General features: G+C 34.5%; 11 protein-coding genes. 3 read left to right on the top strand and 8 right to left on the bottom strand.

Going from position 1 to position 17,822, the window contains the following annotated elements:
* Positions 1–359: 359 nt before the first annotated feature.
* Positions 360–3,848, bottom strand: a complete 3,489-nt coding sequence (locus BXY64_RS12210) for a hypothetical protein (protein WP_120240270.1) — start codon at positions 3,846–3,848, stop codon at positions 360–362.
* 304 nt (positions 3,849–4,152) lie between these two features.
* Here BXY64_RS12210 and BXY64_RS12205 point away from each other — a divergent pair, with 304 nt between their 5' ends.
* Positions 4,153–5,142 (top strand): PfkB family carbohydrate kinase, encoded by a 990-nt coding sequence (locus BXY64_RS12205; RefSeq protein ID WP_170150644.1) that lies wholly within the window; start codon positions 4,153–4,155, stop codon positions 5,140–5,142.
* Between the two features lie 182 nt (positions 5,143–5,324).
* On the opposite strand, the gene pdxH is transcribed toward BXY64_RS12205, so the two are convergent.
* The 3 genes from pdxH to BXY64_RS12190 form a co-directional block, all read right to left on the bottom strand.
* Positions 5,325–5,969 (bottom strand): pyridoxamine 5'-phosphate oxidase, encoded by a 645-nt coding sequence (gene pdxH, locus BXY64_RS12200; protein ID WP_245996656.1) that lies wholly within the window; start codon positions 5,967–5,969, stop codon positions 5,325–5,327.
* Between the two features lie 10 nt (positions 5,970–5,979).
* A complete protein-coding gene (locus BXY64_RS12195; RefSeq protein WP_120240268.1) occupies positions 5,980–6,378 on the bottom strand; it encodes a hypothetical protein in 399 nt (132 codons plus the stop codon).
* A gap of 78 nt (positions 6,379–6,456) precedes the next feature.
* The gene (locus tag BXY64_RS12190; protein WP_120240267.1) at positions 6,457–7,962 is read right to left on the bottom strand and encodes a NapC/NirT family cytochrome c; all 1,506 of its coding nucleotides are present in this window, start codon (positions 7,960–7,962) and stop codon (positions 6,457–6,459) included.
* A 331-nt stretch (positions 7,963–8,293) separates the two neighbouring features.
* Between BXY64_RS12190 and BXY64_RS12185 the strand changes: the two genes are divergently transcribed.
* Positions 8,294–9,454 carry an adenylate kinase gene (locus BXY64_RS12185; RefSeq protein ID WP_120240526.1) on the top strand — a complete coding sequence of 387 codons (1,161 nt, stop codon included), beginning with the start codon at positions 8,294–8,296 and terminating at the stop codon, positions 9,452–9,454.
* Between the two features lie 18 nt (positions 9,455–9,472).
* Positions 9,473–9,838: a putative zinc-binding protein gene (locus tag BXY64_RS12180; protein WP_120240525.1), complete on the top strand. Its 366-nt coding sequence runs from the start codon at positions 9,473–9,475 to the stop codon at positions 9,836–9,838.
* A gap of 55 nt (positions 9,839–9,893) precedes the next feature.
* Here the strand turns inward: BXY64_RS12180 and BXY64_RS12175 are convergent, their stop codons facing one another.
* Genes BXY64_RS12175 through BXY64_RS12160 form a run of 4 tightly spaced genes read right to left on the bottom strand, consistent with a single transcriptional unit; the run spans position 9,894 to position 17,817 of the window.
* A complete protein-coding gene (locus BXY64_RS12175; protein ID WP_120240266.1) occupies positions 9,894–12,305 on the bottom strand; it encodes an ABC transporter permease in 2,412 nt (803 codons plus the stop codon).
* Positions 12,306–12,356: 51 nt separating this feature from the next.
* Positions 12,357–14,717: an ABC transporter permease gene (locus BXY64_RS12170; RefSeq protein WP_120240265.1), complete on the bottom strand. Its 2,361-nt coding sequence runs from the start codon at positions 14,715–14,717 to the stop codon at positions 12,357–12,359.
* 11 nt (positions 14,718–14,728) lie between these two features.
* Entirely contained in the window at positions 14,729–17,074 is a 2,346-nt protein-coding gene (locus BXY64_RS12165; protein ID WP_120240264.1) for an ABC transporter permease, read from the bottom strand.
* A 32-nt stretch (positions 17,075–17,106) separates the two neighbouring features.
* On the bottom strand, positions 17,107–17,817 hold the full coding sequence (locus BXY64_RS12160) for an ABC transporter ATP-binding protein (protein WP_120240263.1): 711 nt from the start codon (positions 17,815–17,817) through the stop codon (positions 17,107–17,109).
* Positions 17,818–17,822 lie beyond the last annotated feature (5 nt).

Here is a 17,822-nt window from a genome sequence, read left to right as displayed (position 1 = left end):
GTTAGGAAAATCAATTTATTCATTATGGTTTGTATAGAATAAATTTAAAAGCTTAAATAATTGTTTAAAAATGTTAAAATTTGAAAAAATCTTATATCTTTAGAGTCTAATTCCTACCGAGAGGTAGTAATGAGTTAAAGGTTCAACCGTAAGGTTGGTTAGTAGGTTAATTAACCCTTTAGAATTGTTGCCCGTGATTCCCCTATGTCACGGGCTTTTTCTTTTTTATAGTCCAATAGTATTTTGTCGAATAAAAAATAACTAAAGCTGATATTTTTTGGTTATTATTAGTAATTATAAAATAAAAGGGCAACCCATAATGAAATGAGTCGCCCTTTTGTTTATTATCGAAGGTTTAATTATTCAGCTTTTCTGCACAAAGGATCAGCACCAATTGTACCTACTAAACTTTCAAGATATTCAGCAGATTTAACGTGTTCTAAATCCTTCTTAGCTTTTGCATATCGATCTGCAAGGCTTAGGTCTTCGCTCCATTCAGCATTCAACTTCTTAGCCATGAATGATTCAATATAAGCAATTTGCTTTTCGTAGAATTCAATATCGATTTGCTGCTTGCGTTTCAATCTTTCTTTGTACCAATCAGAATTGATTACTACATCACGATCGAATTGTTTACGCAATTCAGGATCAGAGATCTCTTTCCCTTCATATTCTCCGTAAGCCATAATGCTTAATAGAATCTTTAATGGAGGAATAGCAGCCTCAACACTATTATCGTTAAAGTAGTTGATAGCAACTTTTTCCTGAGCTTCACAGATGTTCTTAATGCCATCAATATATGATTCCATATCCTGAATCTCTGGTTTCAACATTCTTTCGTTGAATACATTTTGAGGTTCATCAAAGATGCGATTCATATAGCGGAACAAGAACTCTTCTGTAATGCGATATCCTAAACGAGATGCATAGATTTTTTCTCCTTCATATTCGAAGTCATCCAGTTTTTCCAATGACCCTTCATTAATCAACAATTTAGGATCACGGTTCTCTTCTTTCAAACGACACCACAACTCAGGAATCAACAATGAAACATCATGGTCGAATCTGTTTTCATTTCCAACGTGACCTGCTGCCGATGAGAATCCTTGATATCCGGTAAGAATATAAGAAAGAAGAGCATTGTTCAAGTCAGTAGTTGGCGACAACATGTTGAAAGGTCCCTTTGTTAATGCTCCTTCAGTACCCGCTCCGGTTGTTGATGGAGATTTACCAGTTAAACTACAAATAAAGTCCATGAACAATTCAGGCAACTCCTGGTAGTGAATTGGGTTGTAAACACTCAATGCACGGATACCAACTTCTTTCTCTGCTGGATTGTTTCTGCGCCCAGGTAGAACTGCATTTACTGGATGGTAAACTGCCTGGTCTAATGGAATTCTTCTTGCCAAACGAATACCTACGTCAGCCAATCTATCATCAATTGGATTTACCAAATCAGGTCTGATTTGCAGATATCTTGGATTCTTGGTAGGAGTTCCGTTTACAATTCTAGGATGTGATGGAGAAATAAAATAGTTAGATTTCTTACTATCGGCTCCACGTTTAATTACTTCCTGAATTGGCTTGGTATACATGTCAAAACCAATTGCATCAGCAATTAACTCCTTACCATCTTCCGTAGTCAATGGTTCGTAGTTCGATGTAAAGTTATTTCTCATTGATAGATCTGCTTCAGCTTCTTTGTCATATCCTCGGTGAATTGCTTCATCGGGACGCTGGAAGAATCTTTTCTCACAGTTGGTTGTAATCTTAACACTCTTGTTATCGTAAGCTTCGTTAAGATTTTTCAATTGATTTGCAGGAAGTACTACAGAAGCAGTAATATCATCTTCCATTTGAATCTTAGCCGCAGCAATAAAATCTTGACGCAATTTGTTCAAGTACCATGAATTATCATCAGCGAATCCTACACGTAGGTAACTAGCAACAATTTTACGGTTGTTGAATAACAATTCGTGTCCTTTTCTACCGTTGATTACATCCACAGAAAAGTAATCTCTCCAGTTGCTATCGGTACGTTCCGGACGATAGAATCTCTTAACGAATAACACCAATGCCTTAACGTGATCTGGAATTGTGTCCAAAAATGCATTGTATTCAGCAGTATAATATTTCGATGGAGTTAATAACTTAACTACAGATCCTAAAGAACGATCAGAGCTTAATAAAGATCTTGATGGTTCAGTTCTATCTGGATGATCTTTCCAACGTTTAGTATAATCGTGATTAATTACTTCATCAGCCAGGTTAAAGTCTTTTTCCATGTCTTGAACATAGAATGAACTATAAATAATAGCATTCAGAAGTGATTTGGAAATTTCAGATTTACCACCACCAGATACAGTACATGGTTTGTGGCAGAAAGTCCCTTCAGAAGCAGTACTTACTAATCTCCATGATGGAGCAGTTGGGTGTTTCTCCATGTGCATTTTGTATCCAGATGGATGCACATAGTAATGGTCAGGTAACAATCTAATGCTTTCTTCTTTTCCATCTTTTTCCCAGCTTACCTTGCTTTGGTAAAGATCAATGTTTGCATTTTCATTGATGTAGTAAATGTTTGAATACTCCTTATCAACGGCAAATCCTTCAGGATATACATCCATGGTAGCTCCGAACTCTTTTACCACTTCATCGTAGCTGTATTGCTTTTTCAATACGTTCTTCATGAACAATGATCCGCTAAAACTATCTCCTAAATTCTTTCTTGGGAAAGCAATAGCACCACCAGCATGTTCTTCTTCAGCCAGACCATAAAGGTTAGCAGAGAAACTGATTTGTGTTTTGATCTCTTTTTTTGAGTATCCGAAATAGTTATCAGCAATTAAAGTAACTACAACACCATTCTCGCTGCGGCAAGTCAGTTTAAATGCAGTACCATTGTTGTAAAGTTCGTCTTCTTTAATCCAGCAAACACCATCTCTTTTCTGACGCTCTGTTGCATCATCGTAATGTGGTAAGCCTAACTCTTTTTTGGTAAGCTTGGTTAATTGAGGAGCCAAAATAATACATCCAGAGTGTCCTGTCCAGTGCTCAATATCCAAACCAGAATCATTAGCAGGGATATTTGGATCACCAGCATTACCGAAAATTGATTCTACAAAGTCCAGGTTACTTACAAGACTACCTGGAGCAAAGAATCTAACTTCCATAGATTTTTGGCTAATTACATCTTTTACTTCAGGACAAACAATTGGACGAAGTAAAAGAGATACCATCAATTCAGCTTTGTCTTCCTGTGCAGATGTGAAAGGCAGTAATTTGGTTTCTGCAGATGGAGTAAGTGCTGCTTTTAAGAATCTTGAAAATGCTATTTTAGGTACTTCAATTTTATCCAATGGTACAGGAAGACTACCTTCTACAATATGGAATGAACCTTTAGTAGTCCTTCTGTCGTGTTTTGGGTTGTGAAGTACACCTTGTTTTATTCTATACGAACTTAAAAGTTCTGTAATGTGTTCATCCTTGTTTGGAGGCAAACTTAATTCTCTTGCTATTCCAGGTTGGTCAAGAATAAATGTATCAGTAGGAAGTTGAGCAACTTCATCATCTACATCTTTTAAATAATCATTCAGAAAGTTCTGTATACGTTGGTCGGCAGGGCAAAGATGATCTGCTAATAGACGAGATTTAGCTCGATAGTTTTGGATTAAACTATCCGTCAATTCGATAAATTTAGGATCAGATAATTGCTTTTTCCCCTCTTGGGAATCTCCTTTGTAAATAGGTTGCCCCATAGAAGCCAATTGAAGGTTGATATAACGGATTAAGTCTTTTTGACTACCCTTAACCTTCTTTTTAATTTCGCTTGGTTTTTTACTTTGCATATGTCTCCAATTTTTGTTTGCTTAGGGAATGACGGAATCAAAAATACTTTATTTTTTCACTTGGCAAAAATTCCTGCATTCCACACTATAGCCCCAATCCCTCCAATTTAACCTTGCTATTTTTAGTTAGATAAAATTGCATGAATCGAAAACGATTTAATCTTGATAGTTTGCATTTAATCTAGACTCAGTCTAAATTATAGATTTTTAAGAGATTTATTAAAAACTGGCTTGCGAGAATCGATTTTATACAAAAATAGATCAATTTTTTCACATGGACTTAGAAAAAAAAGGGTCCAAATTGATGATTTTAGCATTTCGTTGGACATTTTCTAATAATTTTGAAGCGTTGGTTTTAATTGAATATGTAATGAGAAAGGTATATACCATAGGAGATTGCGTTTTGGATCTGTTTTTTGAAGATGATAAACCTGTAGAGGCGAGACCTGGAGGATCATTTTTAAACTCTGCGGTTAGTTTGGGGCGATTAGGAATTAAGGTTTCCTTGATTAGTGAGTTGGGAGAGGATCGAGTAGGAATGCAAATTATTAAGTTTCTTGAGCAGAATGCAGTCGATACTCAGAACATATCCAGGTTTACTGATACCAACTCTAGCTTAGCACTGGCTTTTCTCGATGAACACAGAAATGCGGATTATGCGTTTTATAAAACTCGTGCAGGAAAGAAGTCATATATTATATTTCCTGATGATGTAAATAAAGATGATGTAATACTTTTCGGTTCGTTTTTGGCAATAAAGGAAGAATTTAGATCTACTTTGGTTAGCTTTCTAAAATCCTGTAAAGAAAAAGGAGCTATAATCATTTACGATCCTAATTTTAGAGCACAACACTTGCCATTATTAAAAGATGTACTTCCATACATTAAGGAAAATATGGCCTTAGCCGATATTGTAAAGGCTTCTAATGAAGATTTTGAGTTGATATGTGGAGTAAAAAAGGCAACAGAGGCTAAGCATTGGTTAAAAGGGGTTTCGTCAGCAGTGTTGATTTATACGGCTAATAAAAATGGAGTATTTGTATATACAGACAAATTACATTCATTTGTAGTGCCACAAATTCAGCCTGTAAGTACAGTGGGAGCTGGGGATACCTTTAATGCTTCCATTGCCCACTTTATTGTTACTGCCAATATTGGTAAAAAGAATATTAGATTATTAAAATCAGAACAAATACAGGAAATGGTGGAGTTTGCAGTTTGCTGTTCACAACACGTATGCATGAGTTTTGATAATTTTGTTTCGCCTGAGTTTGTGCGTAAACTGAAGAAATAAAAACACCCCTCCTGGACAGGGAAGGGTGAATTTACTACATACAATTTACTGAGTGAGAAAAATTCGTTTAGGTAATTAATCTCATTATTTTATTCTCGAAATAAGGAATAGGTAACCCTAGGAAAGTTGCTTTTTTTGATTTATTGTATCAATGGATTAATAGTGGTGACGAATGTTTATTTTTATGGGGCAAGTCTTCGGTAAATCCAAGAGTTTTTCTCAAGTTTGTACTCAATTCTATCGTTTAATCTATTTTTTCTTCCTTGCCAGAATTCAAATAAATCAGGAATCAATTTGTAGCCTCCCCAAAAAAATGGTCTTTTCAAATTTTCTCCATGCTTTTCTGAGAATTCAAAAAACATTTTCTCCAATTCATCACGGTTCTCAATTGTTTTGCTTTGCGGAGATACAGCTGCTGCGGTTCTGCTACCAATTGGTCTTTCATTGAAATAAGCATCGGATTTTTTAGTATCCAGCTTTTCAATTTTTCCTTCAATTCTGATCTGACGTTCTAATTTGGGCCAAAAGAAAACCATGCTGACAAAAGGATTGCTCTCTATTTCTTTACCTTTTTTACTATCGTAATTTGTAAAAAAACAAAATCCATCCTCATCAAAGTCTTTTAGTAATAATATTCTTGATGATGGTCTGCCATTATTCGATACTGTTGACAAGCACATTGCATTAGCATCAGGTAAATTTTGATCTACTGCCTCGGAAAACCAAACATTAAACTGTTCGAATGGATTTGAACTAATATCTGATTCTAGTAGCTCTTTTTTTCCATATTCATGCCTGATGCGTTTAAATTCTTCCTTCATTGTCATAAGTTCGATCTTAGTTACTGGTTGGGTCAAGCAAAATGTTTGGTTCTATGGTTAATCCCGTGTAATTGATATAATAATGACCATCTTTTTCTGGGAATTGCATCCCCGATTCATCTTTGGCATCTGCGTTTGCTACACCAACATGTGCAAATAGAATTTTAGCCTTGTGTTTATCGGCGTGTTTGATAATTTCTTCTGCAGCCACAGAAGTCAACGATCCAACATCAGGATAAGTGCTAGTCTTAACAACGATAAAATGCATTTCATCGTCCTTTTTGGCTAAAATTTGTGGATTCTTATCAAATTCAATATTTACCGATAGGACTTCAAACTCATCTTTTATGTGTTTGTAGACCCACTTGATTCCCAATTCGTGAAGTTCTTCTCCTGTCAATCTTCTCTTACTCATATTCCGATTTGTTCTTGTTTAATGCGAATATCTTCTTTAATTAAAACAAATCCAAATAGAATAAGTTTAATCCTTTACTTAAGGATACAAATATGCATGGCAATCGGTACAGTTGTAATCTTTCCAATCGCTACCAATATCAATAGGGTGTTTAAATTCTAATTGTTCACCATAAACAGCATGTTGCAAAGAGTCTGGTTTTCCTTGTTCGGTAATAATATGACACAAATTACAATCTTTGGAAATGACTCTGCCATCTTTGGTGCTGTGGTAATTATCATGACATCTAAAGCAACCATTTGATTCTAAATGCCCCTTGTGATTAGGATAAACATCCCATTTTACACGCATTTCAGGAAATGAATTTTGATGATAGGCTTCTTGTATTTTTTCAATTGAAGCCATGATGTCATCAGCTTTGTTTTTCGCAATATCTGGATGATTCTCAGTATAGTATTCTTTCACTTTCTGTGCTATCATTAGGTCTGCACTATCCTTGGTGAAGTAGGAATCTTTAAGAGCTTCCATTGCAGCCATTTTTATAAATGGTATGTTCTTGTCAATTTTTCCAGCTGCTAAATATTCATCAATAAAATCAGGAGGAGACAGGTATACATGGGATGGGCGATTGTGGCAATCCATACAGTCCATTGTTCTGAGTTTGGCATCTGCATAAAAAGCTGAATCAGGCTCCATCATCATGTCTTCGTAAATGTGAACTTCACCTGTTTTTGTGTTGGTATATTTTACCCATTGTATAAATTCATTTTTAGCATCAGCTGACATGAATTCTATTTTGATGTTTGGATTAATATGCCAGTGGATTCCTTCTGATAATTGTTGTGTATGATGATCTGGTCCAATTTTCATGAGTTGGGTAATGTTCCATTCAGTATTGTTTTTATCGGTTAGGAAATTCCTTTGAAACTTGGTTCGCTTTGAATAGAATTTCTCTGGCCAATGACAATGCTCACAAGTTTCTTGAGCCGGTCGTAAATTTGCAATTGGAGTAGGAATAGGTTTTGGATAATTATTGGTAGTTACAGCATAAACTTGATATAAACCACTAAGTTTTGATCTTACAAACCAATCGGCGCCTTCGCCAACATGACATTCAACACAGCCCACTCTGGCATGAGCCGATTTTTGATAGGTGGTATATTCGGGCTCCATAACAGAGTGACAAAGTGTACCACAGAATTGATTGGATTCACTATAAACGAATGCCTCGTAACTTCCTATTGACGATAAAAATAGGAAGATAAAACTTACGATAACAAAAATGGTAAAAGCGTTTCTGTGCTTTTGATCATTCAAATCTACTTTGGGCCATTTCATTCCTTCTGAAATGAACATTTGCTTGTTTCTTCTTCTGATTTGAATAAGCATACCTATTGGAATTAGTATCATTCCAATGACCATTAATATTGGTAACACAATGTATATTACTAAACCTAAATAGGAGCCACCTTGATTGAAAAGAACCGATACACAAAAAAAGAAAACAATTAAAAAGAATGCGGTTATTGCAATGCTGGTTCCAACTATTGATGTCCAATTGTAAAATGACTTAGGAAGTTTCATAGTTTTCGTTATTGGTTGATACAATAATTTATGGAAAAGTCTGAATATTATCTACTTAGTGTAGTAGTTTAAAATTATTCTTAGTATTCATGATTTACAATTTAAAAACCATCAAACATGCAGTAGATCAGGTTCTTATGGTTTGTTGTGTTTTAATGATAAGGAGATAAATCGATAATTATCGATTTGAAATCGACGAGTTCGCACGGTTTAGATATTCTTTTAGGCAATCAAGTTATTACCAATAGTATAAAAAGCTCTTGAACTTAAGCTATATATGTGCTACATTGTATTGTAAATTGACAAATTCTAACGGTTTAAATTCATGCCTATGCTAAACATTGCTTTATTCGGTCCTCCTGGTGCGGGAAAAGGAACACAATCCGAATTTTTGATTAAGAAATACAATCTGTTCTATATTTCAACGGGTGACCTATTGAGAAAAGAAATAAAGGAAAGGAGTAAGTTAGGCTTAGAAGCCCAAAATATAATTGCTTCCGGTGGTTTGGTTTCTGATGAGATTATTGTACAGATTATTGAAAAAACCATTACCGAGAACCCAGATGCAAATGGATTCTTGTTCGATGGATTTCCCAGAACTTACATTCAAACTTATATTCTGGAAGGTTTGATGATCAAACTAAACACATCTTTAAATTGCTTGATAAGTTTGGAGGTGGAAGAAGAAATATCGGTTTCGAGATTATTGAATAGGGGTAAAACTTCCGGAAGATCGGACGATAATGAGGCTGTGATAAGAAACCGATTAAGAGAGTATAGAGATAAGACTTTGCCAATTTTGCAATTTTACAAAGACAAAGGGATCTATCATGGAATTAATGGAAATCAATCCATTGATAAAGTAAATCTGGAAATCCAGAAAGTAATAAATGAAGAACTAGCCAAGAGTTTGTACAATGTTGTGTTGTTCGGATATCCAGGATCGGGAAGAGGATCGCAAGGAATCGCTTTGGCAAATGAGTTTGGCTTAGAGTATGTTGCTACCGGACAAATGCTGGATCATGAAATTAAAAGTGGTTCTGAAATTGGCATGCATATTATTCAGTTGTATGAGAATGGAGAGTTGGTGCCAGATGAAATAGTTGTTCAATTGATTGAAAAGAAAATAGAAAACTCGAATGGTGTTAAAGGTTTTATTTTTAAAGGCTTTCCAAGAACTCTAGTGCAATCCTATATTCTGGATGGTTTATTAAAAAAACACAATTCATCGATTAGTAAGATTATAGAAATTGAGGTGCCTACTCTGGAACTAATAAATAGGCTAGATGCAAGAAGTAAAACAGATAGATGTATGCCTTATGATACTGAAACCTCGAAAATTGTGAAGCGCTTGCAAGAACATGAACACAAAACAGTTCCTGTGATTGAGAAGTACAATCAGCTTCATGGAGTAATGAAAGTGGATGGAGTAGGAGAGTTCGATGAGGTTTTTGATCGGATTGCAAATGAAATTAAGGATGATATTCAATAACTCTAATAATCCTGAATGATGAATGATAAAAAATGTGATTGTGAAAGAAAAAGCTCAAAAGTTGTATTTGCCTGCTCTGGAGCTGCGGACGTTGGCGAATTAACAGATTTGGTTGCTAGAAAGATGAACGAGAACAAGATTGCACAGATGAAATGTTTGGCTTTTGTTGGTGCTGGAATCCCTAAAATGATTGATTCGGTTAAAAATTCAGACTGTTTGGTAATTGATGGATGTAATTTGGATTGTGGTAAATTAACAATGGAGCGCAATGGCCTGAAAAACTTTACTCATTTGCGCTTGAGTGATTTGGGTTATGTGAAAGGAAGTTCACTCGCAGAAGAACATAGAATTCATGCCATTTATAAAGTTGCCTGTGATTTGTAGTAGGATAAAAACTCCCGAAGAAATATGATTCTTGGGAGTTTTTATTTGGAATTAACTATTCATATCGTAATGCCTCTACAGGATCTTTCCTTGTAGCCAACCATGCCTGCCAACTGATGGTTGCCATTGCCAGTATCATGGCAGCTGCACCGGAAATAATAAAGATATACCATTCAATTGTCGTACGATATGCAAAGGCTTCCAGCCAGTTGTTCATGATATACCATGCAATTGGACTGGCAATAATAATGGCAAACAACATCCATTTTAAAATGTCCTTGTTTAGCATGTGCAGAATGCTAAAATCGCTTGCGCCCAAAACTTTTCTTACGCCAATCTCTTTGGTTCTCTGCTCGGTTGTAAATGAGCTCAATCCCAATAAGCCCAAACACGTAATCAGAATGGATAGAATGGAAAATATGGAGAAAAGCTGCATGGTATTGTTCTCGTTTTTATGAAGATTGGCAAATTGGTCACCCATAAAAAAGTAATCCAAAGGAGATCCTGATCCTTGTTGACTCCAGTTGTTTTTTAATAGGTTAAGCACCTCTTTCTTTTGACCTTTTCGATATTTAATTGCCAGGTACGATTGTGGTAATCCTTCAGGATGTAAAAATACCAGGGGACCTATTTTCATGTGTAGAGACACAAAATGGAAGTCTTTTACTACACCAATAATGGTTTTGTTTCCCATATGTGTTTTAACAACTGTTCCAACAGGATTGTTTAAGTTCATATCTTTCATCAAGGCTTCATTTACTACCAAACCATCTTTGTCAGAGGAATGATCTTTAGAAAAATATCTTCCTCTTGCCATCTCCATGCCCATCGTTTTTGCAAAATCAAAATCAGCTGTCGTAAATCTAGTTGAATATGGATTTTGATCATCCCCAGTGGTTTTCCACATGGAGAAGCCATCGTAAAAACCTCCTGGAATATTATTGGTTAAAGAGGCATCAATCACATTGCTATTTTTAAGGAATGCTTCTTTGAATGCTTCCTTTGCACTCAGGCTTTGTACATTTCTAACGATTAAAAGATCTTCTTTATCGAATCCCAAATCCTTTTGCTTGATGAAGTCCATTTGTTGGTAAGCAATCAGAGTACTAACAAATAAAAATATGGTGATACAGAACTGGAAACTTACCAGGGTTTGACGAAGAGGTGATTTGCCTTGTCCCGATTTTAATTCTCCTTTTAATACTTTGGCAGGATCGAATTTTGATAGGTAAAAAGCAGAATAACTACCTGCGAATAATCCTGTAAATAGCGCAATTCCAAGGAAAAGTAGAATCAGTTCAGGAGTTGAGTAATAAAGCTCGCCCAATTGTTTGTCAAGTAAGGAATTTACCACAGGAATCATTAGTTCCACCAATAAAAGTGCAACCAGTAAAGCCACAAAGCTTAAAAGTATCGATTCAGACAAGAATTGCATGATCAATCTTTTTCTGGTTGATCCTAAACTCTTTCGAACGCCAATTTCCTTGGCTCTTTGAGCTGATTTTGCCGTGCTCAGGTTGGTGAAATTGATACAGGCAATCAGTAGTATCAGAATTGAACTGAACAGGAATATGTACACATTGTTGATATCTCCATTCTTTTCCAACTCATATATGGAAGTAGAGTGCAGGTGGATATCTGCTAAAGGCATGGCAAACATTCGGTAATAATCACCATTGGATTCCAACTCTTTTAGACTCATGTTTCTGGTACTCTTCAATGCCGGTTCAATATATTTTTTTACCAAGCCCGGTACTTTTTTCATAAAAGCGTCTCCGTTTGCCTTTTTATCTAAAAGAACATAGGTGTAGGCTCCATCGTTATAATGACTGGTTACTTCATTTTTAAAACTGGTTTTGAAAGAGGTTAAAAAATGGAAATGAAAGTGTGAATTGTAAGGCAAATCTTTTGCTACAGCCGATACTGTGTAAGCCTGATCTTTACCGAAATCTTCCATTTTCACTTGCTTGCCAATTACATCAATTGTCCCAAAATATTTTAAAGCGGTCTTTTCAGAAATAATTACTTGATAAGGATTTGCAAGTGTTTGTTCTCCATTTCCTTTCAGGATTTGAAGGTCAAAAATTTCGATGATGGAAGGATCGGTCCAATAAAAATTCTTCTCCGTAAAACCTTTTTCTTCCGATTTAATGACAGTTGGTTCAAAGAGCTCAACAATTCTACAGGCATCAATTACTTCCGGAAAATCCTCTATTAAGGTTGCAGCCAAAACCGGTGACGAAGTTGGATGAGTCAATTCGAATTCATTCATTTTAATTGAGGTGTTCATCCTGTAAATTCGACTGTGATTTTTGTTGTGCTTGTCGTAACTGTATTCGTCTATAACATATAATGATAGTACTATGCAACCAGCTAAACCAATGGCCAGTCCAAAAAGATTTATAAAAGAGTATATTTTATTTCGCCAAAGGTTTCTAAAGGCAATTTTAAGGTTGTTCCAGATCATATTTATAGTTGTTGGTGGTTAGTATTTAGTTTGATTTTGTAAATCATTACCCTATTCGTAACGTAAAGATTCAACAGGATTTTGATTGGCTGCTTTCCAGGTTTGAACTGAAACTGTTAGTAGTGCAAACAGAGTAGTAATAATTCCGGAAATAAGAAATGGAAGTACTCCTATTTGAACTTTATAAGCAAAATTTTCAAGCCAAACATGCATGATAAACCATACAGAAGGAATTGAGATAACAAAGGCAATCAATAACCATTTGGCATAAGTTGAAAATAGCAAACGAATGATTTGTAGAATGCTTGCTCCTGCAACTTTTCGAATTCCTATTTCTTTGGTTCTTCGTTGAATAATGAATAAGGTTAGAGCATACAATCCAAGTAGAGCAAGAAGAATTGACAAAATTGAAGAGGAAATGGCTAAGGATTCTTCCTGTTCTTCCTTTTGATAGCGGTTGCGACAAATATCATCTATCAACTCATAGTTTATGGCTCTTCCTTCATCAAATTGAGTAATGGTTCTTTTTATATCATCTAACACACTTGAATATTGATGATGTTTTGCTTTAATTAGGATGTTGTCAACTCTTTTGGAATAACTGAACATTAATGGTTGTATTTCTTCTGACATGGAAGCATAATGGAAATCTTTAACGACTCCTTTAATGGAATATATGGTATCATGAAAAATTACATCTTTACCAACTGCATCTTTAATATTCAATAATTCTAAAGCTTTATCGTTTAGAATTATGCTTTTTTCATCAGCCTTACTAAAATCATCAAAAGCACTTCCTGCAATAAACTGTATGCCTAAAAGTTCAAAATAGCCAGGAGCAACACGATATTCATTTATCAATTTAGTTGCTTCGTCGCTGGTATTAGCCATTTTTAAACCTTGTCCGCTACAGCCACCTCCAGGTAAATGCGAACTTGCACTAACATCTGCGATATTAGGATTGTTTAGAAGTTCTTGTTTAATTGACTCGTATGATTGAGCCTGTTTTCCACTCAAATTGTTAATGGCAATTACTTTATCAGGTTCAAAACCCAAATTGCTTTCTTTCATGAATTTAATCTGCATTTGAACTATGATAACGGATGCAATCAGTATCATGGATATGGTAAATTGGAATACTACTAAGGCTTGTGATAACTTGTTAGTTTTATGATTTGACTTAGTATTCCCTTTGATAATGCTCGCAGGTGAATATTTACTAATGATAAAAGAAGGGTACAAACCTGAAAGTACTCCTACTAATATGGCGAGTGTTGGAATTCCCAAGTATAGGATTGGATTACCAAAATAATTAATATTAAGGCTTCTATTCATTAAATCTGAAAAGAAAGGCAGTAGTATTTCTGAAATAATAATTCCAAGTAAAATGGCAAAAAGTACCATTATAAGAGTTAAAACAAAGATTCTTTTTATCACACTAAAGCGTGTTGCACCAATGGCTTTTTGTAAGCCGATTTCACTTAGTTTGCTATCATATTGAACAACAAGAATATTAATGAAGTTGATAATTGCAATTACCAAGATTAATGCTGCAAGGATAATTTGAATGTAAATAGAATTGATTTTACCTTGTGGTTTAAGGTGCGTTTCATAATTTGATTTAAGATGGATATCAGTTAGTTTTTGAGTAAGAGATTCTACCTTAAGATTGTAAACTCCAAATCGATCGTTTAATTTTTTGTTATATAATCGATTAATTTTATCAAGTGCCTTTTGTGTGTTTATTTCTGTTTTTAACAAAGTATAACATAAATATTCCAGAGATTTCATGTTATTCATATATTCTGAAGCTGTAAATGGAATAAGCACATCAAAATCGTAATGAGAAGTAAGAGGAATATCTTCTACTACAGAAGCAATGGTAAATGTTTTTCCCATACTCTCAAACTCTTTTCCAACAGCATCAGTTGTATTGAATAATTTTTTGGCAGTACTCCTATTTATTACTGCACTATTTGGTGTCGAAAATAGCTTATTCGGATTAGCAGAAGAAAGCTTTTTTAAAGTAAAAACTTTGTGAAAATTAGTGTCAACACACAATGCTTGAATCCCTCTAAATTTTTTATCAGCTATTTTAATATTTAGATAATTCAAATTATAAACCTCAGTGATTTCCGCAATTTCTGGAATATGTCTGGCAAAATTATCTTCTGTTAAACGAAGACAATTTGGTAGAATTTCCTCCTTTTCTTCTTGTATAACTTTGGTTAGTATTCGGAAAATTCTATCATGTTTCTCATTGTGTTTATCATAGCTCAATTCGTGTTGAACGTAGATAGAAATTAATAGTACTGCTGCCATGCCTATTGCTAAACCGACAATGTTAATTGTTGAATTTAATTTTTCTTTCAACAAGCCTCTAAAGGATAATTTTATATTGTGCCAAAGCATATTTTGATAATTTATTCGTAACGTAATGATTCAATTGGATTCTGATTTGCAGATTTCCAGGTATGATAGAAAACTGTTAAAAGAGCAATGAGCAAGGTTGCACTACCAGAAATTAGGAATGGTAAAACTCCGATGTCAATTTTTCGCGCAAAGCCATTAAGCCATTGATTCATACAGATCCATGAAATGGGGATTGCAATGACAAAAGCAATTAAGATCCACTTGCTAAATAATCCTAGAAATAGCTTTGAAATTTGAGTTATAGACGCCCCTGTTATTTTACGTATGCCAATTTCTTTCGTACGTTTTTGAATCATAAATAAGCTTAGCGAGTATAAACCAACTAAAGCAATGATGATGGATAAAATAGAAGTGTACATTGCTATTTTCATTGTTCGTCTCTCCTGATGGTAGCGACTTCGGTTTCTTTTTTCAACATTGATAGCATTTAGATTGTAACTAGGATCGAACTTGCGTAATGCATTTTCAATTTTTATTTCTAATTCTTTATAATTCTTTGTATTGTGTTTTATTAATATGGTATATAATCCAAAACATCGATTACTAAATAGAAGAGGAGTAATCTTACTTCGAAGTGATCGGAAATGAAAATTTTTAACAATTCCCTGAATTGTGTAAATCGTATCTGCATAATTAATCTTAGAACCTAAAACATGTTTTGTGTTAATCATGTTCGCAGCGGCTTCATTAATAATTATGCCATAGCGATCTGACTTATTGCCTTCCTTAAAAGAATGACCTTCTTTAAACTCTATTCCTAACGTTTCAAAATAATCAGCTTGTACTCTATACTCAGCACAATCCATTGAACTGCTTTGTTCTTGCCCAAGCAAATAAAAGCCTTGTCCACTTGCTCCACCACCAGGAAAGTGATCACTAGCACTTATGAATTGAATTTCTGGAATATTAGATAATTCTTCTTTAATGGCAGGAAAAGACCTTCTAATCGGTTGGCTTAAGGATATGATTCCCATTACATTATTAGGCTGAAAGCCCAAGTCGGCACTTTCTAAATAATTGGTTTGCTGACGAATTATTAACAGATTGGAAATTAAGCTGATTGAAATGGTAAATTGCACAATAACCAGAATCTTTGTAAAAGATAAGCTGCCTTTTCGTTTTGTTAAATCACCTTTAATTATTTCAGCAGCATCAAATTTAGTTAGGTAGAGTGCAGGGTATACTCCTGAAAGAAAACCGGTGAAGACAAATATTCCAATTAAGCCAAATAATAGTGACGGATTATGGAAATATTCAGGTGTAATGTTTCTGTGAATTAGGTTGTTAAATTTATTTAGGAAAATTTCAGATAGAATAATGCCTAATATTAATGAAACAAAAGAGTACAGGAACGAGCTACCAAGAAATTGTTTGATTAATTCGATTCGATTTGCGCCTATAGCTTTACGTAAACCAATTTCACCCATTTTTGCCTCGTATTGAACCGTCATTATATTGATGAAATTAATTAGTGCAATTGTTAGTACCAGCAGGGCAAGAGTACTTAGTACAAGAATTGATACAATATCTCCTTGATCTCCAAGATAGTTGCCAATTTCAGAATGTAAGTGAATATCTGTAAGAGGTTCAAGATTTCCATATGATTCGTACCCATATTTATTAAACCAATTTTGTATGATTTGATTATAAACAGCTAATGATTTGTTAATTGCTAATTCCGTATTGATATTTTTATTGAACAATACGTAGGTAATGAATTCTAAACTAGCTAAATCTTTCAGCCAAGGATTTGATTCCATTGTTGTTAAAATATCAAATTCATAATGCGATGTTACAGGTAATTTCTTTATAATTCCTTCAACAGTATAAGTTGATTCATTAATGGTAACCTGCTTTCCTATGGAGTTGATCTCACCGAAAATGATTTTAGAACATTCATCTGTTAGCACTAATCCATTTAATTTTGAAAGTGCTTTTTGTGGATGACCATATAAAAATTCTAAATCAAATACTTTATAGAAGTTAGAATCAACATACAAATGAGTAAATTCTGTAAATCTATTTTTCCCATAGTTTATAGGTTGATCGAAACCATATACTTGAGTAACTTCTTCAACTTCTGGTATTTTTGAGGAGAAATTTTCAGAAGTTAGTCTCATACAACGAGGTCCGGAGTTTCCATTATACGTTGAATACATTCTGTGTATTCTCTCATGTTTTGAGTTGAATAAATCATAACTCAATTCGTTTTGAACGTAAAGCATGATGAGAATAACCGTTGCCATTCCAACAGAAAGGCCTAATATGTTAATGGTGGAATTCGTAAGGTTTTTATATAGATTTCGTAATGTAAGCTTTATATTGTGCCAAAACATATTGTAAAGTTTGTTTGGATTAAAAGTAAGAATTATAATTTTTCTTTGATAAGTTCTCTCTTAATCTGCTTGTGTTTGTTTTCAGACACCACTTTGCCGTCAAACAAATGAATGACTCTATCAGCATATTCAGAATCTCTTACCGAGTGAGTTACCATTACAACAGTGGTTCCAGATTGGTTTAGTTCCTTTAGCAATTCCATTACTTCCGTACCATTGCTCGAATCAAGGTTACCAGTAGGCTCATCTGCCAATATTAATTTTGGACTGGTAACAACAGCTCTTGCAATGGCAACACGTTGCTGCTGTCCACCCGATAATTGTTGGGGATAATGTTTTGCTCTATGCGAAATATTCATTCTCTCAAGAACTTCGTTCACTTTGGCTTTTCTTTTTGATGTTGTCAACCCCATATAGATTAAAGGAAGCTCTACATTTTCAAAAACGGTTAATTCATCAATCAGGTTGAAACTCTGGAAAATAAAACCAATATTGCCTTTTCTGAAATGGGTTCTTTGCTTTTCTGATTTTTTAGAGACGTCAGTATTGTTAAAAATGTAGTTTCCATTGCTGGGATTATCTAATAATCCGATAATATTTAAAAGGGTTGATTTACCACATCCCGATGGTCCCATAATGGCTGCAAACTCTCCTCTCTCAATATGAAGGTTAACATCATGTAATGCTGAGGTTTCTACTTCTTCAGTTCTAAAAACTTTGCAAAGGTCTTTTGTAATTATCATTATTT

The organism is Marinifilum flexuosum, from assembly GCF_003610555.1.
Classification (GTDB): Bacteria; Bacteroidota; Bacteroidia; order Bacteroidales; family Marinifilaceae; genus Marinifilum; species Marinifilum flexuosum.
Note: the sequence above shows the minus strand (reverse complement) of the source record. Positions and strands in the feature narration are given on the sequence as shown.

Bases quoted from the DNA above. Each gene is read 5' to 3' on its own strand.
- BXY64_RS12210 (WP_120240270.1), bottom strand. From the start codon at position 3,848: ATGCAAAGTAAAAAACCAAGCGAAATTAAAAAGAAGGTTAAGGGTAGT.
- BXY64_RS12205 (WP_170150644.1), top strand. From the start codon at position 4,153: ATGATTTTAGCATTTCGTTGGACATTTTCTAATAATTTTGAAGCGTTG.
- pdxH (WP_245996656.1), bottom strand. From the start codon at position 5,969: ATGACAATGAAGGAAGAATTTAAACGCATCAGGCATGAATATGGAAAA.
- BXY64_RS12195 (WP_120240268.1), bottom strand. From the start codon at position 6,378: ATGAGTAAGAGAAGATTGACAGGAGAAGAACTTCACGAATTGGGAATC.
- BXY64_RS12190 (WP_120240267.1), bottom strand. From the start codon at position 7,962: ATGAAACTTCCTAAGTCATTTTACAATTGGACATCAATAGTTGGAACC.
- BXY64_RS12185 (WP_120240526.1), top strand. From the start codon at position 8,294: ATGCTAAACATTGCTTTATTCGGTCCTCCTGGTGCGGGAAAAGGAACA.
- BXY64_RS12180 (WP_120240525.1), top strand. From the start codon at position 9,473: ATGAATGATAAAAAATGTGATTGTGAAAGAAAAAGCTCAAAAGTTGTA.
- BXY64_RS12175 (WP_120240266.1), bottom strand. From the start codon at position 12,305: ATGATCTGGAACAACCTTAAAATTGCCTTTAGAAACCTTTGGCGAAAT.
- BXY64_RS12170 (WP_120240265.1), bottom strand. From the start codon at position 14,717: ATGCTTTGGCACAATATAAAATTATCCTTTAGAGGCTTGTTGAAAGAA.
- BXY64_RS12165 (WP_120240264.1), bottom strand. From the start codon at position 17,074: ATGTTTTGGCACAATATAAAGCTTACATTACGAAATCTATATAAAAAC.
- BXY64_RS12160 (WP_120240263.1), bottom strand. From the start codon at position 17,817: ATGATAATTACAAAAGACCTTTGCAAAGTTTTTAGAACTGAAGAAGTA.